Source organism: Acinetobacter sp. WCHA55 (genome assembly GCF_002165305.2).
In the GTDB taxonomy this organism is placed as follows: domain Bacteria; phylum Pseudomonadota; class Gammaproteobacteria; order Pseudomonadales; family Moraxellaceae; genus Acinetobacter.
This window is the reverse complement of sequence record NZ_CP032286.1, coordinates 2,515,319-2,531,993: the sequence shown is the minus strand read 5'-3', so window position 1 is coordinate 2,531,993 and position 16,675 is coordinate 2,515,319. Positions and strand designations below refer to the sequence as shown.

The 16,675-nt window shown below is 41.0% G+C and carries 13 protein-coding genes; 10 read left to right on the top strand and 3 right to left on the bottom strand.

The features are described from left to right. Window positions 1-62: 62 nt before the first annotated feature. From CDG62_RS15030 to CDG62_RS14995, 8 genes are all read left to right on the top strand, one after another. Window positions 63-2,549 (top strand): TonB-dependent receptor, encoded by a 2,487-nt coding sequence (locus CDG62_RS15030; RefSeq protein WP_087527936.1) that lies wholly within the window; start codon window positions 63-65, stop codon window positions 2,547-2,549. A gap of 76 nt (window positions 2,550-2,625) precedes the next feature. Then, complete coding sequence (locus tag CDG62_RS15025; protein WP_087527937.1) at window positions 2,626-4,605, top strand: phytase; 1,980 nt, start codon at window positions 2,626-2,628, stop codon at window positions 4,603-4,605. Between the two features lie 104 nt (window positions 4,606-4,709). Then, the gene (gene tolQ / locus CDG62_RS15020) at window positions 4,710-5,408 is read left to right on the top strand and encodes a protein TolQ (RefSeq protein ID WP_087527938.1); all 699 of its coding nucleotides are present in this window, start codon (window positions 4,710-4,712) and stop codon (window positions 5,406-5,408) included. Between the two features lie 12 nt (window positions 5,409-5,420). Further along, window positions 5,421-5,867, top strand: a complete 447-nt coding sequence (locus CDG62_RS15015) for an ExbD/TolR family protein (RefSeq protein ID WP_087527939.1) — start codon at window positions 5,421-5,423, stop codon at window positions 5,865-5,867. Next, complete coding sequence (locus tag CDG62_RS15010; RefSeq protein ID WP_171405718.1) at window positions 5,864-6,625, top strand: energy transducer TonB; 762 nt, start codon at window positions 5,864-5,866, stop codon at window positions 6,623-6,625. The genes CDG62_RS15015 and CDG62_RS15010 overlap by 4 nt, the downstream gene beginning before the upstream one ends. Window positions 6,626-7,116: 491 nt before the next feature. Continuing rightward, the gene (locus tag CDG62_RS15005) at window positions 7,117-10,329 is read left to right on the top strand and encodes a TonB-dependent receptor domain-containing protein (protein WP_087527940.1); all 3,213 of its coding nucleotides are present in this window, start codon (window positions 7,117-7,119) and stop codon (window positions 10,327-10,329) included. A gap of 329 nt (window positions 10,330-10,658) precedes the next feature. Continuing rightward, a complete protein-coding gene (locus CDG62_RS15000) occupies window positions 10,659-11,477 on the top strand; it encodes a Slam-dependent surface lipoprotein (protein ID WP_087527941.1) in 819 nt (272 codons plus the stop codon). 70 nt (window positions 11,478-11,547) lie between these two features. Then, window positions 11,548-13,041: a porin family protein gene (locus tag CDG62_RS14995; RefSeq protein WP_087527942.1), complete on the top strand. Its 1,494-nt coding sequence runs from the start codon at window positions 11,548-11,550 to the stop codon at window positions 13,039-13,041. 1 nt (window position 13,042) lies between these two features. On the opposite strand, the gene CDG62_RS14990 is transcribed toward CDG62_RS14995, so the two are convergent. Next, window positions 13,043-14,041, bottom strand: a complete 999-nt coding sequence (locus tag CDG62_RS14990; protein WP_162904039.1) for a FecR family protein — start codon at window positions 14,039-14,041, stop codon at window positions 13,043-13,045. Beyond that, window positions 14,038-14,583, bottom strand: a complete 546-nt coding sequence (locus tag CDG62_RS14985) for an RNA polymerase sigma factor (RefSeq protein WP_086208621.1) — start codon at window positions 14,581-14,583, stop codon at window positions 14,038-14,040. Before CDG62_RS14985 ends, CDG62_RS14990 begins: the two co-directional genes overlap by 4 nt. 280 nt (window positions 14,584-14,863) lie before the next feature. Between CDG62_RS14985 and CDG62_RS19425 the strand changes: the two genes are divergently transcribed. Both CDG62_RS19425 and CDG62_RS19420 read left to right on the top strand, forming a co-directional pair. Beyond that, window positions 14,864-15,460 carry a biliverdin-producing heme oxygenase gene (locus CDG62_RS19425; protein ID WP_404814602.1) on the top strand — a complete coding sequence of 199 codons (597 nt, stop codon included), beginning with the start codon at window positions 14,864-14,866 and terminating at the stop codon, window positions 15,458-15,460. Window positions 15,461-15,469: 9 nt separating this feature from the next. Then, window positions 15,470-15,892 (top strand): YbaN family protein, encoded by a 423-nt coding sequence (locus CDG62_RS19420; protein ID WP_087527944.1) that lies wholly within the window; start codon window positions 15,470-15,472, stop codon window positions 15,890-15,892. A 167-nt stretch (window positions 15,893-16,059) separates the two neighbouring features. On the opposite strand, the gene CDG62_RS14975 is transcribed toward CDG62_RS19420, so the two are convergent. Then, on the bottom strand, window positions 16,060-16,254 hold the full coding sequence (locus CDG62_RS14975; RefSeq protein ID WP_004694700.1) for a hypothetical protein: 195 nt from the start codon (window positions 16,252-16,254) through the stop codon (window positions 16,060-16,062). Window positions 16,255-16,675 lie beyond the last annotated feature (421 nt).

The following is a 16,675-nucleotide window of genomic DNA, read 5'->3' as shown; positions in this document are numbered from 1 at the left end:
TTCACATTCAATTTCTATTGTGCGTTCAAACCATGCCACTTTGGCTTGAGGGGAAGAACATAATGCAAAATAATCAGAGCCGTTTCATGAAACATAAGCGTGCGGGTTTTCAGCTCAGTACACTGGTCCTGTCAATGCTGAGCATGACGCATCTACATGCCGAAGATAACACGGTGGAATATGTACAGGTCATTGGCCAAGCTGCAAGTATGGATAAAGCACTCAAAGAACAAAAACGTGCCGACCAAATCAGCAGTGTGGTACATGCCGATGGCATTGGGCAATTACCCGATGATAATGCCGCAGAAGCTTTGCAACGGATACCGGGTGTATCTACAGAGCGTGACCAAGGTGAAGGACGTTTTGTTTCGGTTCGTGGTTTAGGTGCTGACTTAAATGCAGTGACCATCAATGGTACTTTGGTTCCCGCGCCTGAAAGCGATCGCCGTGGCGTGGCATTGGATGTCTTACCATCAGAGCTGGTGCAGTCTTTGGCTGTGGTGAAAACGTTGACACCAGATATGGATGCCAACTCATTAGGCGGTACGGTGCAAGTCGAAAGTTTATCAGCCTTTGACCATGACGGTTTGTTTTATACGGGAACGGTTGAAGGTGGTTATGATGAAAAACGGGAAAAATATAGCCCTAAAGCATCGGGTGCCATCAGTAACCGTTTCAGTGTTGGTGAGGGGCAAGACAACCTTGGGGTGGCGCTGGCACTGAGTTATCAAAACCGAAAATTTGGCTCGGACAATGTTGAAACGGGTGGAGCTTGGGATGGCGATGCACTTGAAGAAACTGCAATGCGCCAATATGACATCGAGCGGGAGCGCATTGGTGCGGGGCTGAATTTTGATTACCGCCCCAATGACACAGGCGAATACTATTTAAGAACTTTATATAGTCGCTTTAAAGACACTGAATCACGTCAGGAAGTGGCGGCTGAATTTTCTGATCCACAACTTGCAGGCCAGCGAGGTGATGCGGAAGTGACTCGTTCACTGAAGAGTCGTGAAGAAACACAAGAAATACAGTCTTTTGTTTTAGGCGGCAAGCAAGGTTTTGGGACTTGGATAGTGGAAGGTCAGCTCGGTTATAGCGAAGCATCGGAGGAAAATCCGGGTGGTATTTCGGGGGCGAAATATAAAGCTGAGTTTAGCAATGTTGGCTTTAGCAGTACCCAAAAGCCAGTTGTAACAGCAGATCAAGATTTTTATGATGCTGCCAACTATGAGCTAGATTCGGTGTCGTGGGAAAAGTCTAAAACCACCGATAAAGAATACAACGGTAAATTAGACTTTTTAAAAGACTATATGTTGGGGAATTATGCTGCTGCATTGAAGTTCGGGGGCAAAATCAGTCAACGTGAGAAAACCAATAATACCGATGAGTGGAAATATAAAAACCTCAGCACGTCAAGTTCAGATTTCAATTCAAACAGTCACTATGAACTGGGACAGTTTGGTCCAAGCATCAATGAAAATGCCATTCAGGACAAAATAAATGGGCTAAACGCTGCTGACTATGTGGTTGCGGATGGCTCCATCATTAATGACTTTAAGTCAAATGAAGACATACAAGCGGCTTATATCATGAATACGATTGATTTGGATCAATTGCGTGTGATTGCTGGCTTACGTTATGAAAATACCAACTTTGAAGCACGTGGTTTTGAGTTTAATGATGATGTGATCACTGCGACCAAATATGAAAATGACTATGATCATTGGTTGCCAAGCTTACATTTGCGTTATCAATTGGCGGACAATACCTACCTGCGTGCGGCATGGACCAATAGTGTCGTGCGTCCGAACTTTGCGCAAAGTGCACCAGGTGTTTACATAGATGGTGATGAAGCTGAGTTTGGTAACCCAATGTTGAAGCCTTTGGAGTCTTCTAACTTTGATTTGGGTGTAGAAAAGTATTTTGGCAAAGCCAGTATGGTGAGTTTTTATAGTTTTTATAAAGATATCGACAATTTTATCTATAACACCAATATTGCAGGGACAGGTCAGTGGGCTGACTTTGATGAAGCTGTAACTTATAAAAATGGTCAAAGTGCCAAACTCTATGGAATGGAGTTTGCCTATTCACAAAAATTTGACCACTTAGGAGCACCATGGAACGGGTTCTTGTTGGGTTTAAATACCACCTTTAGTAAGTCAGAAGCGGATATTGATTCGATGAAAGATGGTGAACTTCTGAGTCGTCGTATTCATTTGCCAAATCAGTCGGATGTGGTGGCGAATGCGATGCTTGGCTGGGAAAATGAACGTTTTGGTGTACGACTTTCAGCAAATTATAAATCGAGTTATCTGTATGAACTCGGTGACATTGATACGCCTGAAAAAGATATTTATACCGATGACCAAATCTTCCTTGATTTTAGTAGTCATGTGAACTTATCTAAAAACTTACAGCTCAAGTTTGATGTACAAAACATCACCGATGAGCATTATTACAACTATGCAGGTTCTAAGGCTTATAACGCGCAATATGAAGAGTATGGCCCAGCTTACAAACTGGCACTGACCTATACCCATTTTTAAGTCGAATTAAATTTAGTACTCAGGTTTGCTCAACAGAAGCAGACCTGAGGTTCCTTGCCCAATTTTGAGTATCTCTATGAAATTTTCATCTTTTAAATGGTCTGCTTTAAGCAGTTGCTTGCTGTTATTGAGCGCATGCAGTCAGCACAGCGTGCCCCAAGCTCCGCAAAATAGCCAGTCGTTAAGCTCGGTTGAAATACCAATAGATCAGCCTATGGCAGCGAAGTTGCAATTACGTGAAGTCGACATGAATGGGGCGAAAACTGAGGATGTGCAATGGTTAACCTTGAGTGCATGGCCTGAAGTTGCCGCACTGTTGAGCAGTAAAAATAAAGGGCTACAAATTTTAGATGATCAACAAAATGTACTACATCAAATTCAAGGTCAGTTTGGGCGTTTTGATTATCGGATTGGTTCGGAGCGTTTATTGATTGCTGCGTCGAATTTGCAACAACAGCAAATTCAACTGATGAGCATGAACTTAAAAAATAAAGCATGGGACAAGCCTAGTTTTATTCCAAAGCGTTCATTTAAGTCTGAAGATGTTTGCCTATATACCGATGCTCAAGGGCTGAGTTTTGCTTTTTTAGTAGGTGAAGAGGGGCTTGGTGAACAATGGTTGGTGGCTCAGCATGAGAAGGCTTTAGTTCAACCACAGTTGGTACGCCGTCTCAGTTTTCCACCTGCTAGTAGTGTATGCAAAGTGAATGATGCCACAGCAGAGTTGTTTATTAATGAAGAGAATGTTGGCATTTGGGCATATCCAGCTCATTCTGAAGCAGACATGGTGCGTCAGGCGGTGGATCTCGTGCAACCCTTTGGTTCGATTCAAGGTTCACCCTCTGCAATTGCGATTGTAGATGATCATGTCGCTGTACTCGATGCAGAAAAACCTTTGCTTTATCGTTATCAAAAGCAAGATAAGCAATGGAAAGCACAGCCGCCTTTACAACTAGACACGGTGAAAGAAGCAGAGACTTTGAGTGTTCAAGGTAATTTAACTGATAAATCCTTGCTGATTTTAGATGATAAAACCGTGAAAGTGACAGATGTGGAATGGGAAACGCAGACCCAGACCAAAGCCCAAAATATCATCACTATTCCAGCAGAAGTGCAGACGGAGGGCGTGCCAAGTACAGGTGATGCGGCTGATGATCCTGCAATTTGGCATAACGCTGCACAGCCGAGTCAGTCCCGTATTTTAGCGACAGATAAACAAGGTGGTCTACAGGTTAACGACTTACAGGGCAAAACTGTGCAGTACTTGCCAGTAGGGCGATTGAATAATGTCGATGTACGCCACGGTTTTAAATGGGGCAATCAGACAGTCGATTTGGCGGTGGCATCGAACCGAGATCATAACAGCCTGCATCTCTTTGCGATTCAACCCAAAACGGGCAAGGTTTCTGTGCTTGGCGAGTTAACAACCACATTGGATGATATTTATGGCATTTGCATGTACCGCGACGCTCAAGGGGAAATTTATGCCATTCCCAACGATAAAAACGGGACTTTTGTTCAATACCACATCACGGCTGCACAGCAAAAATTAAGAGCTGAAGAAGTACAACGTTTTTCAGTTAAAACCCAACCTGAAGGCTGTGTCGTAGACGATGCCACAGGGCGTATTTTCTTGGGTGAAGAAGATGTCGCGGTGTGGGTAAAAGATCTCAACCCAAAAACTCAGCTTCCTATGCAGCAGGTGATAGGTGTAGGAGAGGTGATGCATGATGACATTGAGGGGATGGGACTTTATCACGGCAAAAACCAACGTTATTTGGTGGTTTCAAGCCAAGGCAATGACAGCTTTGTGGTGCTTGATGCTGCTGCACCTTACACGGTTCGTGGCGCATTTCGTATCGGCATCAATACCGATAAAGGCATTGACGCTGTGTCTGAAACAGATGGACTAGATGTGAGTTCCCTAAATTTTGGTGGCAAATGGAAGCGAGGTATGTTGGTGGTGCAAGACGGACGTAAACGTATGCCTGAAACCAATCAGAACTTTAAATATGTGCCTTGGGAAAAAATCGCCCAAGCGCTGCATTTGGACTAAATAGCGCTTTAGTACCTGAGTGAGTACATGGGCTGCTAAAGAATCACAGCCCATTTTAAAAATATATATGTACTGCACCATGCAGTAAAAAATTGGAGTGCGTTATGCAAGCAACGATGGATCAAATGTCAGTTTGGATGTTGATTAGCCATGCCAGTGTGTTGGTAAAAGTAGTGATGTTGATTTTGGTTTTATCCTCAGTCGTAAGTTGGTATTTAATCGTGCGTCACGGCATGTTACTTCGTGGACAAGAGCAGCTTTGGAACCGCTTTTTAAAGAATTTTAGACAGCAAAAAGATCTCAATCTTTTACAGCAAGATTACCAACAGCCTGAACAACAAAAAGGCGTAGTCAGCATTTTTCAACATGGGGTGGATGAATACCATCAATTGATCAAAGATGAGCAACTCACCACAAGTGATGTGATTGATGGGGTAGAACGTCGTTTACTCAGTAGCATCAGTGAAGAAGAAGAAAAGCTTCAGCAGAATCTGACCTTTCTCGCAACAGTTGGTTCAGTCAGCCCGTATATAGGCTTATTTGGAACGGTCTGGGGCATTATGAATGCGTTTATTGGACTGTCTGCCGTTGAACAGGCAACCCTTAATACAGTTGCACCAGGGATTGCAGAAGCGCTGATTGCGACAGCTATTGGTTTATTTGCCGCTATTCCTGCGGTCGTGGCGTATAACCGCTTTTCGGCACGTGCTGACAAGCTTTCCAGTCGTTATTACGGTTTTGCCAATGAGTTGCAAACGCGTATTTATCGTTTGTTGGGGCACACTGAGCGCACTTTGCGTTAAGGAGCAAGAACCATGATTAAGCGTCCTCAAAAATTAAAACCCAATGCTGAAATGAATGTGGTTCCTTATATTGATGTCATGTTGGTGTTGTTGGTAATTTTTATGGTGACTGCACCAATGTTGACGCAAGGCATTCAAATTGATTTGCCTAAAGTGGATGCCAATGTCATGCCCGCGTCACAACAGCAGCGTATTGTAACCTTATCTATTCAAGCCAATGGCCAGTATTACTGGAATATTGGATCAGAAGTGAATACCGAGAAAGTTACGGATCAGGCCATTGATTTAGCCACTATGCAACAAAAGCTCGTTCCGATTATTCAAAAAGATAAAAGCTTACAGTTTTATGTACGTGCCGATCAGGATGCTGATTATCAACTGGTTGCACAGGCCATAGCATCCTTGCAAAAAAGTGGGGTAATGAACTTGGGGCTAGTGACAGAGGAACCACAATCATGATGGCAACCGTTTCCAAAATTAGGTTTCGTGATCAAGGCCTAGCTCTGTCGGTCACGGCTGGATTGCATATTGCGCTAATTGCATGGTTATGTACGGTTGAGATGCATGAAACATTGGCGGAACCCAAGCCGAAAACCATTCAATTACAATTTGTGCAAATACCCCCTCCAATCAAACAACAACCTGAACCTAAAAAGCCTGAGCCGATAGTCGAAGAAAAACCCTTACATGAGCCTGTCAAAAAACAGCTTGAGAAACCTACTGAAGTCCAACCGAAAACCACGAAGAAGTTTGTAGAGTCACAGAGCAATAAAATTGTACCTACAGCGGCTAAACCGACACAGCAAGTCGTGACGGAAAAGCAAACGGCAGTAGCGGAATCTCAGAAAACAGTAGATACGCAGTCTCAAGCGGATATACCAACTCAGACGAAGACCCAGAAATCAGTAGAACCTAAAGCACAAACTCATCTTGAATCATTTGATGTTAAAAATTATCAACCTGTTGCAAAAATAGCACCAGCTTACCCTGAACAAGCTTTGGATCGTAAGCTGGAGGGGGATTGTACGGTGGTGTATAGCGTGAACGAAAAAGGGCGGGTAGAAAATCCAAAGGCACAAGGCGACTGCCATCCGATGTTTGTACGACCTTCGATTCAGGCTGCACTCACTTTTAAATATCAGCCTCGTCTCGTCGATGGCAAACCGACCAGTGTGTCGAATGTTAAAAATACCTTCCAATATCGCATCTCAAGTTAAACCGATTGTTTTGGGACTTATATTTTGTGAGAAATATCGCCATACATTTCTTTTCAGAATGGGCTGGGAGCATTGTACAGCATATATTTGATACGCCATGATGCTAAGAAGCTTGAGACAAAGCTTCTTTTTTTGATGGCATACTTGACCAATCAAAATGCCTTGTTTCCCATACATGACTATTTATACATCGTGAAATGAAGACGAAAACTACAAATGCCCAAACTAGAGCGTTTGCATTCTACATTTCATGCTGTTTCCAGATATAGAACATGAGACTTAAGACCTCATTTTCTATCACAATCTTGTTATTTTATTTTTACTAGGAGTGAAAGAAACCGTTATTTTTTATGCTTATTTCCTTTGGGGCAAAATTAAATTAATTTTTTTTGCATGTTTTTTATCCGTCACTCGTCTCTAGATATACAAACAAGGGATTTATATACGCTTGCTTGGTTAATGATTATCATTTACTTATTTTGGGTCGGGGCATGGGGCATTCATCAAAACAATTTAAACAGCAGGTGACATATTTAAGTCTCTGTATATCACTAGCCATTTCATCGACATTGGCTATGCAGTCTGTTTCAGCGGCATCACAAGTTGCTGAAATGAATTACCACATTCCACAGGGTAATTTGACCAGTGCGTTGAATTTGGTTGCGCAGAAAGCCAATGTGACTTTGTTACTCGACCCGAAAAAAACCAATCTGTTCCAAGCACCTGCTTTAAACGGAAAATACACAGCCGACGAAGCTTTCCAGCATTTATTAAAAGATACGCCTTTTAGTTTGCAAAAAAATGCGACAGGTTATTTGTTAAAAGAAGCTCCGACTACATCAAAGTCAGATACAGTACAAAATAAGGTCATTGCACAAGCATTGCCTGAGTCGCAAAGTACACAGGCTCTTGACGTGGAAAACCCAAACTCTGTTCATGTACAGCTCGAAGCCCTCAGTTTTAGTGGCGAAAAAGAACGAGATGAGCAAGGCTATGATGATGTCTATGATAAAAATATTTCGACCGTCTATGCAGGCAAAGAAGCGATTGAGCGTTTTAAAGGGACGACGCCTTCAGATTTACTGAAAGGAATGTCGAATGTGTATAGTGGCGATGCTCGTAATAGTGGGGCTTTAGATCCGAATATCCGTGGTATGCAAGGGCAGGGACGTGTACCTGTCACGATTGATGGAACAGAACAGTCGATGACGGTCTGGCGTGGCTACAACGGTGCCAATAGTCGCAGTTATATTGATCCGAATTTGCTCAGCTCGATTCAAGTAGTGAAAGGTTCAGTTTTAGATCGTGATGTGAAAACGGGCATTGCTGGTGGGGTATCGGTTAAGACTTTAGAAGCGGATGATGTTGTACGTGAAGGACAGCGCTATGGTGCTGAAATTAAAGTAGAAGGCGCGACGAATACCACCAAAGCCCAAAAAATGCATTCTTATCATGGGCAAGATTATCGGGATGTCGCAGAATCTAAAGGTTGGGATAAGCTCGGTAGCTATAATGGTGAAGACCCATTGGGTCAAGTGACTCCAAAAACCAGCAGTGACAATAAACTTACACATTTAGAAGATCAGGCACTGCGTATTGCGGTGGCGACCAAACAAGATCAATTTGATTTGCTTGCAGCTTATGCCTATCGAGACCGTGGCAACTACTTTGCAGGAAAGCATAATAGTGACTTTTTTAAGCAGGGCGATCGTAGCAACATTGATTACAATACAGGGCTGGTACCTTATATGGCAACGGTCTGGCAACCGGGCAATGAGGTCACCAATACTTCTAATCGTATGGAATCTTGGCTGTTAAAGGGGAACTGGCGACCAAACGATGATCATGCGCTACAACTGACCTATCGAGATACCAACACCATTTATGGCGAAATTATGCCTTCGCGAATTATGTGGCAGACGCAGGACAATGTTCCACAGTGGCCTGTCAGCGAAGTAAGTACGAAAGCTTATAGTTTAAAATATAGATTTAACCCTGAAAATAGCCGTTGGCTTGATTTCAGTGCAAACTTATTTCAGACCGATACAGAATCACAAACCTATTCAGCAGGTGGTTTCGTGAACTGGATTTCAAAACGGGACTATGTTTGGGAAGCCAATGTTGACCGTGATGGAGATGGTGTTCGAGATAGAAGTCCAGGTGATGGTTTTACCATTCTTGACACCGCATTTACCGATGCCAAAACCACTCATAAGGGCGTGAGTCTCAGTAACAAGTTTAACTTTATGGATGCCTTAAGTTTAATTGTTGGAGCGGATTTAACGCGTGAAAAACTGACCACCAAAGATGAATATATCAATGATAGTCAGGGCACCTCTGCTTTTCGTATGTTGCCACGAGCAGGACATCGTTCAGAAAATCAATATTGGTTTAACTTTGATTGGCAGGCGACGTCATGGCTGAACTTAACGGCAGGTGCCCGCTCGGTTTCGTATAGTTCTTTTGATGACTTTTTAAATGGCAATAAAGACAGCATTGCGGGTTTATCGGAAACCACACGGACCATTGGGCAGAAACTGTCTTATACGGAAAACGTCGATGTCTATACCCAAGAAATGTTTGATGAAATGGATCAAAATGGAGCTTTTGCTTATGATTGGGGGGGCGTTAATCTTGCGCTACGCAACCGCGCCAAACGTGCCATTGGAAAAGCCTATCAATTTAAAGGGGTACATTACTGGTATGCCGACGCAGATGGCAAGTTTCATGCAGAGAACAATCCATTCTTAAATGGAACAGTCGACTTAAGTCAAAAAGACTTGGCGCTCAATACCAATGGTCAGCCTGATGTCAGTTCTTCTGAAGTCACAGAGACTAACTCAACTGTGGTGAAAAAGAAAAAAGACCATAAAAATTGGGCACCTGCTGTTTCGGCAGCCATTACATTGAATCCGAACAACCGTTTTTATATTAACTATACTGAAGCCTATCGCATGCCGAGCATGTTTGAAACGACTTTAGGGTTTTCGGCATCACAGTCAGGTTATGATCTAAAACCCGAGCATGCCCACAATTTTGAACTGGCTTATGTATATAACATGAAGGATTTGTTTAACTTACAAAAAGGGCATGCAGACATCAAACTGGCATATTTTCATAATAAAACAGAAGATGTAATTGAACGTAATAACCAACTGAAATTTAGCAATATTGATAAACAGACAGTCGAAGGTTATGAGTTTTCAGGGCGTTTTGACAATGGTAAATACTTTACCGATTTATCCTTGGTTTATAACTCAAAAAATGAAGTCTGCGATGAAAGTTCAGGTCTGCTTGCCAGTCTAGACGCCATGACTATGTCGGGTGTAGCAAAAACCTGTATCAATTATGGTTTCCCAACAGGTTATTTGGTCAATATGGCCTTACCAGAATACCAAGCGAACCTAACCCTCGGCACACGGTTATTGGATAACAAATTAGAGCTAGGCACACGTCTGAATTATTTTGAAGGCTATGACCATCCTTATATTGGAACTGAATTGGTGGCTTGGTTTAACGCACCTCTGCAATGGGATGACACGCTAACCGTTGATGCCTATGCACACTACCAACACAGTGAGCATTTAGGTCTGGATCTAATTGGTACCAACTTAACCAATCAATACTACTTGGATCCTTTAACCCGTTCTGCGGTTGCGGCTCCAGGTCGTGCCTTTAAATTAGCATTGAGCTATAAGTTTTAACTTGAAATAGAAGGTTATTACCTTGATTAATATATGAATATTCTAAAGCTAAATGTTTTGAAATATTCAAAGTAATACCGAAGGTTGGGCACTCTATATAGGCTGAACCTTCAGTAGCAAGTCCATGTATTCACATGTGGATATATGGAAAATAACAAAACTGTATTCGTACAGTTTAATTGACAATTTACATAGCCCGATCTTTTTTATGCTTTACATCTAGAGAATTGAATCAAGCATAAATACAATCCAAATATGTAAATAATAATCATTAAGATTATCATTTAATTATTGATGATCTTAAATTCTAAATAAAAGGAAATGAACAAATGAAAGTTAAGCAACTTACACTGGCAATGATTGCTTCATTGGGCGTAATGGGTTCTGCACAAGCAGCCTTGGTTTATGGTCAATCGGACACGACCAATTTGTTATTGGGCTCAGCGTATAACCTTTCTGGCACAGCAGCAGGTGGAGTACAAGGTCAGTTATTGAACTTAAAAGCATCATTTGAAGATCATCTGGTTAGCTTTATTAATAATCCAAATTATGGCGGTACTTATGATCCTGCAACAGGCATCTATGGGTTGGCTGCAGGGATTGATTTGGCCAGTATTCCATTTCCACATACAGGTCTCGGTGTTTGGAAGTTCAAGAATGTAAGCCCCGCTGCAAGCAATGATGTTTGGTTTGGCGAATGGGCCAAAGAGGTGAAAGACAGTGCTGGAAACTATACAGGTGCTGCTGATGCAGCAACCCGTACAGTTTTCTATATTGGCAACAATACTGGCGCATCAGTACCGAATGCAGGTACTGCAACTTATAGCGTGAGTGGCATTAACAATGGAAACAACTTGACTGCCACAGGTGCCAATACCTTTACAGCAAACTTCAATAATGCAACTTTGACGGGCCAATTAACAGGTACAGGAACGGTAAGCAGCCTACAAGTGAATGCTGATATTGATGCAAGCTCAGCAAGCTTCTATGGAACTGCGACTGCAAACGGTTCAATCGCAGGTGATGCATCGGGTCACTTCTTTGGTAACCAAGCGACCAATACTGGTTCTTTAGCGGGTATTGCCCAGTTTGATGACCGTAATTTAGATACAGCCTTTGGTGGTGTTCAGACTTCATATACTCCCTAATTGAAAGGCGTGAAAGACTTACTTCGGTAGGTCTTTCATATTTCTATGTTTTATCTTTTGAGTGTGAGTAATGAAAAAAAAATGGTTAATTGGCATATTCTTTTTAAGTCAACAACATATATATGCAGCAGATGACGACACTCAGTTGCGTTTAAACCAAGAATTACAACAACAGCAATTACAAATAGAACAACAGTTCAAACAGCAACAAAACATAGATGCTCATCCATTACCGACGATGGTGATTGATGGGGAGGCCGTCCAAGTTCAGCCAAATGTGGAGGAGGTTGGACGTGCTTTATACATTGCAGTCATGCAAAAACAGTGGCAGGCTGCTCAGATTTACTTAAATCGCTATTTAAATTTTAAAGATCATGACCTGTCTTTGGCTTATTTTGCGCAAGCCTCACTGGCAAGAGTACAAGGTCAGGCGCAACAAGCTGAGCACCTATTTCAGCAGGCCTTAGAATTGCAGCCTGAAAATATGATGATTCGTTTGGAATTGGCAAGATTATGGACAGAACAACAAAAAAATAAAGAAGCCAAACAGTTGTTTGAACAAGTGAAACAGCATTTAGCGGGGGCAAATGATCAAATCAGTCACAATATTAATCACAGCATCGACGCATATTTAAAAACTTTAGATCAACGTGATACATGGCAAGGCAATGTAGCTTTGGGGATACGTCATGCAACCAATATTAATAATTCTTCCGAGCGCTATACACTGGTACCCACCATTGTCGGGGTGGATGCAAATGGTGAATATATTATTCGTGACTTAAAGCAAGGTACTCCAGATCCGATTGATGCAAGTGCATTCGACTATGAAACAGTCATCAGTAAACGCTGGTCACTTGTAGGGCAGCATGGATTTGCATTCAAGGCGTTGGGTTATGGAAAAAGTTATCAAAAGCAAAGTGACTATAATGAAGCTACCCTCAATTTTAATGCAGGCTATAGTTTTCAAAACCCACGTAATCAAATTTTAGTTGCACCTGTGTTTGAACATCGACGCTATGCCAATGATACTTTGTCAAATGCTTATGGTATGCGGGCAGAATGGATGCGTTTTATTGGGCAGGATAAAGCCTTAAAACTGGAAGCAGAAATTGAAGATGTCGATCATATCTTATATGAAAAACAGAGTGGCATTGAAAAGTCGATATTTGTGACCTTTTGGAAAGTTCTACCACAGCAGTGGACGTTGTTTTCAGGATTAGACTATGTCGATCACAATACCGAGGAACAGTATTTTGCAGCCTATGAACAACAAGGTGTTCGCTTTGGGTTGAGTAAACCGATCCTAGATGGAATCAACTTGACTGTGTTTAGCTCTTTACGTTGGAGACAGTACGATCAATATGTCAATGGTTTTGGCTTTGATACCCGACGTCATGATTTTGAACAGAATTATACAGCGGTACTGCAAATGCCCAAATTCACACTATACGGTCTGACCCCCAATTTAACCTACAACTATAACCAAAATAAAAGCAATGTAGACTGGCTATATAGCAATGATAAGCAAAGTTTAAGCTTAAAGTTTGAGTACAAATTTTAAATTAAGAGGCTTTCATTTTGACGTAGGTCACATAGTTTCCGATTTGAAAAAACTCAAGCTGAGGGTACTGTAACTGGATCAATTGCAGTGTTCCAAGCAAGTCTTGTTGAGGGTTAATAATCCCCGTCACTTTAATTTGGCTGAGTTCTTTTTCATTAAAAATCATGTAGCCACTATGGTAAGCATTTAAGCGATTGAGAAGATCAGGTAAAGCCAGTTGATTGGCCTGAATTTGTTGCATTTGCCATGAAGTTTTGAACATTTGTGTATCAAAGACTTCGATTTTTCCAAGGCCATGAGCGTCAACTTGTATCCGTTGACCTTCTGAAACAATTAAAGGCTTAGCCTGAGCAGTCAGATTAGCACGGGCTTGAACACGTGAATGCAACATATTCAGTGCACTTGTATCGGTATATTGGTTGACAATAAAACGTGTTCCAAGTGCTTGATAGTCAGCTTGTTTTGTATGGACGATAAAAGGGCGAGCAGGGTTCTTAGCGACATCAACATAGATATCACCTTGGATTAATTCGATTCTTCTTTGCCCAGTGGTGTAATCCACTTTTATCGCTGATTTAGGCGCGAGGGTCAGCATTGAGCCATCATCGAGTACAATATTCTTCACTTCACTGGTTGCAGTTTTATAGTCTGCAAAATAATAAGAAAAGGGAATATAAGTAAAACTCAAATAACCAAGACAACTGATGGCCATCAGTGAGAAAACAGCCTGATTAAACAATGAGATAACTTTTTGCTGTTCATGCTCAATGGCTTGAAAGGTTTGTTCGACAGTTTCACCATGTAGGTTTTGCTGGCGTGATAGGTTCTGCATTTCAAGATCAAAGTCTCGGAATTCTTCAAAATAGGGCAGATATTGCGGATGATTTCTTTGCCAAGCCTGAAACTCTTGCTGAACTTGTGCACGCTCAGTTGGGTTGTCACAGTTGAGTCGAATCACCCAAAGGGCAATTTCTTTACGAATATGCCGAGCGTCTTTCATTCTTCGCATTCTGCATGCATTTTATGGCGTAGCTCATAACAGAGACTGAGTCCATCGGCTAAATAGCCTTGTATGCTACGTAGTGATTTTCCTGTTAATTCAGCAATCTCGGTTTGGCTATAGCCTTCAATATAATAAAGAATAAAGGACTGGCGCACTTTAGCGGTGGTTTTACCTAAGGCAACCGATAGAAAATCCAGAATTTGTATGGTGTCTTCAATAGTGTTGTCTTGAATTAGCTCTTGTCCTAATTGAGCTTCATCGTAGAGATTTTTTAAGTAATTGGTTTCAATTACATTTCTACGATGCTGATCAATCAAAACGTGTTTTGCAATATTGATGAGATAGGCTTTGGGTTCTTGGATCGAAGCCAACTTATGTTTGGCTTGGATTAAACGCACAAAAGTATCTTGCACAATATCGGCAGCATTAAAGGGATGCCGAATCCGATATCTCAGCCACTGAATTAACCAGTCATGATGCTGAAGATAAAGTTCACCAATTAACTGTTGCTGTGCTTTGGAAGAGGTGGAAGGAGACATAATACTTCCCCAAGGGTTTAAATGATATTGATTATCATTTATGATGTGTCCAAATGCAATAGTGCGTAAAGTAAAAAAGACGATTTTTCAGTACAGAGAAGAAAGTTAAATTATTTTTGCGTATTTTGAACTTTTTGTTCGTCTATATGTATAAGTCCAGTTTTACAGTTTAGAAAAATCATCAATCTCAAGAGATCCGAAAGCGTGATTCGAGTTGTTGGGAAATTCTGAAAAGAACAAACGTGGAAATCAGTACAAACAGGAACCATAGGATTTAAACGTGACCACCAGTATGAACCAGCAGCTAGAAACAAGTTTATCTCAGCGTCTAAAAACGGAAACTTCGACAGAACATGATCGAATGGAACAGTTAATGGCACAAGCAAAAGTCTTTGAAAACCAAAGTAACTATGCGCGCTTTACTTTATCTCAATATTATTTCCAGAAAGATGTTGAACACTTATATGCACACCCTGAAGTGGTACGTATTATCCCAGACTTAGATGTGCGTGGTCGTTCAGATGCTGCGCTGTTGGACTTAAAAGATCTAGGGTTAGCACCTCAATCCAGTAGCATTGCAACAGATCATGTTAGCTTTCCTCAAGCTTTGGGCTGGATCTATGTGTCTGAAGGTTCGACTTTAGGTGCAGCATTTTTATTTAAAGCAGCACAGAGCCAGTTTGGTTTTAGCGCTGACTTTGCTGCGCGTAATTTAGCTGCTTATCCAGAGGGGCGTGCTGTGGTCTGGAAACGTTTTAAGCAGGCTATGGATGATGCCAACTTCAGTCAAGAGCAGCAAGATCAGGTTATTGAGGGCGCGATGCAAGGCTTTTCTCGCTTTGGTCAATTGTTAGCAGACTTAGAACAATTGAAGTAAGAGGCAGACATGCAAAATACCGAGTTAAGTTCAATATCCAAACATAAGGATGACTCAGATTCGAATCTTGCAAAATCAATTTGGGTACGTTGGGTGTGTATTGGGCTTGCTTGGGTCTGTTTGGCTATAGGCACATTAGGAATCATTATTCCTGGTTTACCTACTTTTGATTTTTATTTTTTAGCCACTATTTTTGCTGCTAAAGGTTCGGCGCGTTTACATCGTTGGATTGTACAGAATCGGGTTATTGGTCCCCTTTTACAACAATGGAAAGAACATAAAACCTTACCGACAAAAGCGAAAATACTTTCTTTGTTGAGTATGAGCCTTGCTGCTGGACTTATGCTTTGGAAAGTACCACATCCTTATTTTGTCGGTATTGCAATTATTATTATGATCACTGTGCAAATTTGGATTTGGTGGAAAAAATAATCATAAAATCAATAAGTGTAGAAAACTCTCAGCACGGCTTCGTTTGCTGATTCGGTATAAAAAACTCAATTTTAATAAAAACAATCAGTTTTAAATCAATAAAAAAAGATAGATTTTTATTTTTATCTTATTGAATAGACTATTCTTTTATTAAAGTGTGCTACAAATTACAGCTTCTGCCATACTTGATTTTCATCATCAAAAGACACCGTAAAATTAAAACGAGAGTCCGCTGTGACCAAGTAACCAGTAGGTGTTTTCATTAGAACTTTGAGCACAGTGCCTTCTTCAAAGTTAATAGGTGGAAAATCTTCTTTTGTTAGGGTGAGTGGTTTGATCAGTTCAAGTACTAGGGTTTCCATGTTATAGATCCAATAGTTTTTAATGAAAAGATAGTAGCATGAAGTTATTTTAAAATATGCAAGTTTCATTCTTTTATACATAAAATCAACAAGTAATCGTATACTCGCTTTGGCGAAATTCCATCTGTGTATTCGCTTTAAATCCTCAATAATTTTTCAGTTTTGAAATCTAAAAATTGTAAGCAATAAAATATTATTATAAATCTGAGCTAAAGTCCGTTTTTGTTTTCATAAGTTGTTGAAATGGTTTATTTTGATTGTGATGTGACTGATCAAGTCGGAAAATAATATCTTGAGCTCTTGTGAAGGGGTATACAAATCAAATAACGTATAACCCAATAAGGATAAGTAAAGTGTACAAACTTGCTGTAATGCGATTGTACTAAATTAAGAAATAAGGATTAGTATGCACGGATTGCAT

Coding starts and splice junctions, on each gene's coding strand:
- CDG62_RS15030 (WP_087527936.1), top strand. CDS start 63: ATGCAAAATAATCAGAGCCGTTTCATGAAACATAAGCGTGCGGGTTTT.
- CDG62_RS15000 (WP_087527941.1), top strand. CDS start 10,659: ATGAAAGTTAAGCAACTTACACTGGCAATGATTGCTTCATTGGGCGTA.
- CDG62_RS14995 (WP_087527942.1), top strand. CDS start 11,548: ATGAAAAAAAAATGGTTAATTGGCATATTCTTTTTAAGTCAACAACAT.
- CDG62_RS15015 (WP_087527939.1), top strand. CDS start 5,421: ATGATTAAGCGTCCTCAAAAATTAAAACCCAATGCTGAAATGAATGTG.
- CDG62_RS15010 (WP_171405718.1), top strand. CDS start 5,864: ATGATGGCAACCGTTTCCAAAATTAGGTTTCGTGATCAAGGCCTAGCT.
- CDG62_RS15005 (WP_087527940.1), top strand. CDS start 7,117: ATGGGGCATTCATCAAAACAATTTAAACAGCAGGTGACATATTTAAGT.
- CDG62_RS14985 (WP_086208621.1), bottom strand. CDS start 14,583: ATGTCTCCTTCCACCTCTTCCAAAGCACAGCAACAGTTAATTGGTGAA.
- CDG62_RS14990 (WP_162904039.1), bottom strand. CDS start 14,041: ATGAAAGACGCTCGGCATATTCGTAAAGAAATTGCCCTTTGGGTGATT.
- CDG62_RS14975 (WP_004694700.1), bottom strand. CDS start 16,254: ATGGAAACCCTAGTACTTGAACTGATCAAACCACTCACCCTAACAAAA.
- CDG62_RS19420 (WP_087527944.1), top strand. CDS start 15,470: ATGCAAAATACCGAGTTAAGTTCAATATCCAAACATAAGGATGACTCA.
- CDG62_RS15025 (WP_087527937.1), top strand. CDS start 2,626: ATGAAATTTTCATCTTTTAAATGGTCTGCTTTAAGCAGTTGCTTGCTG.
- tolQ (WP_087527938.1), top strand. CDS start 4,710: ATGCAAGCAACGATGGATCAAATGTCAGTTTGGATGTTGATTAGCCAT.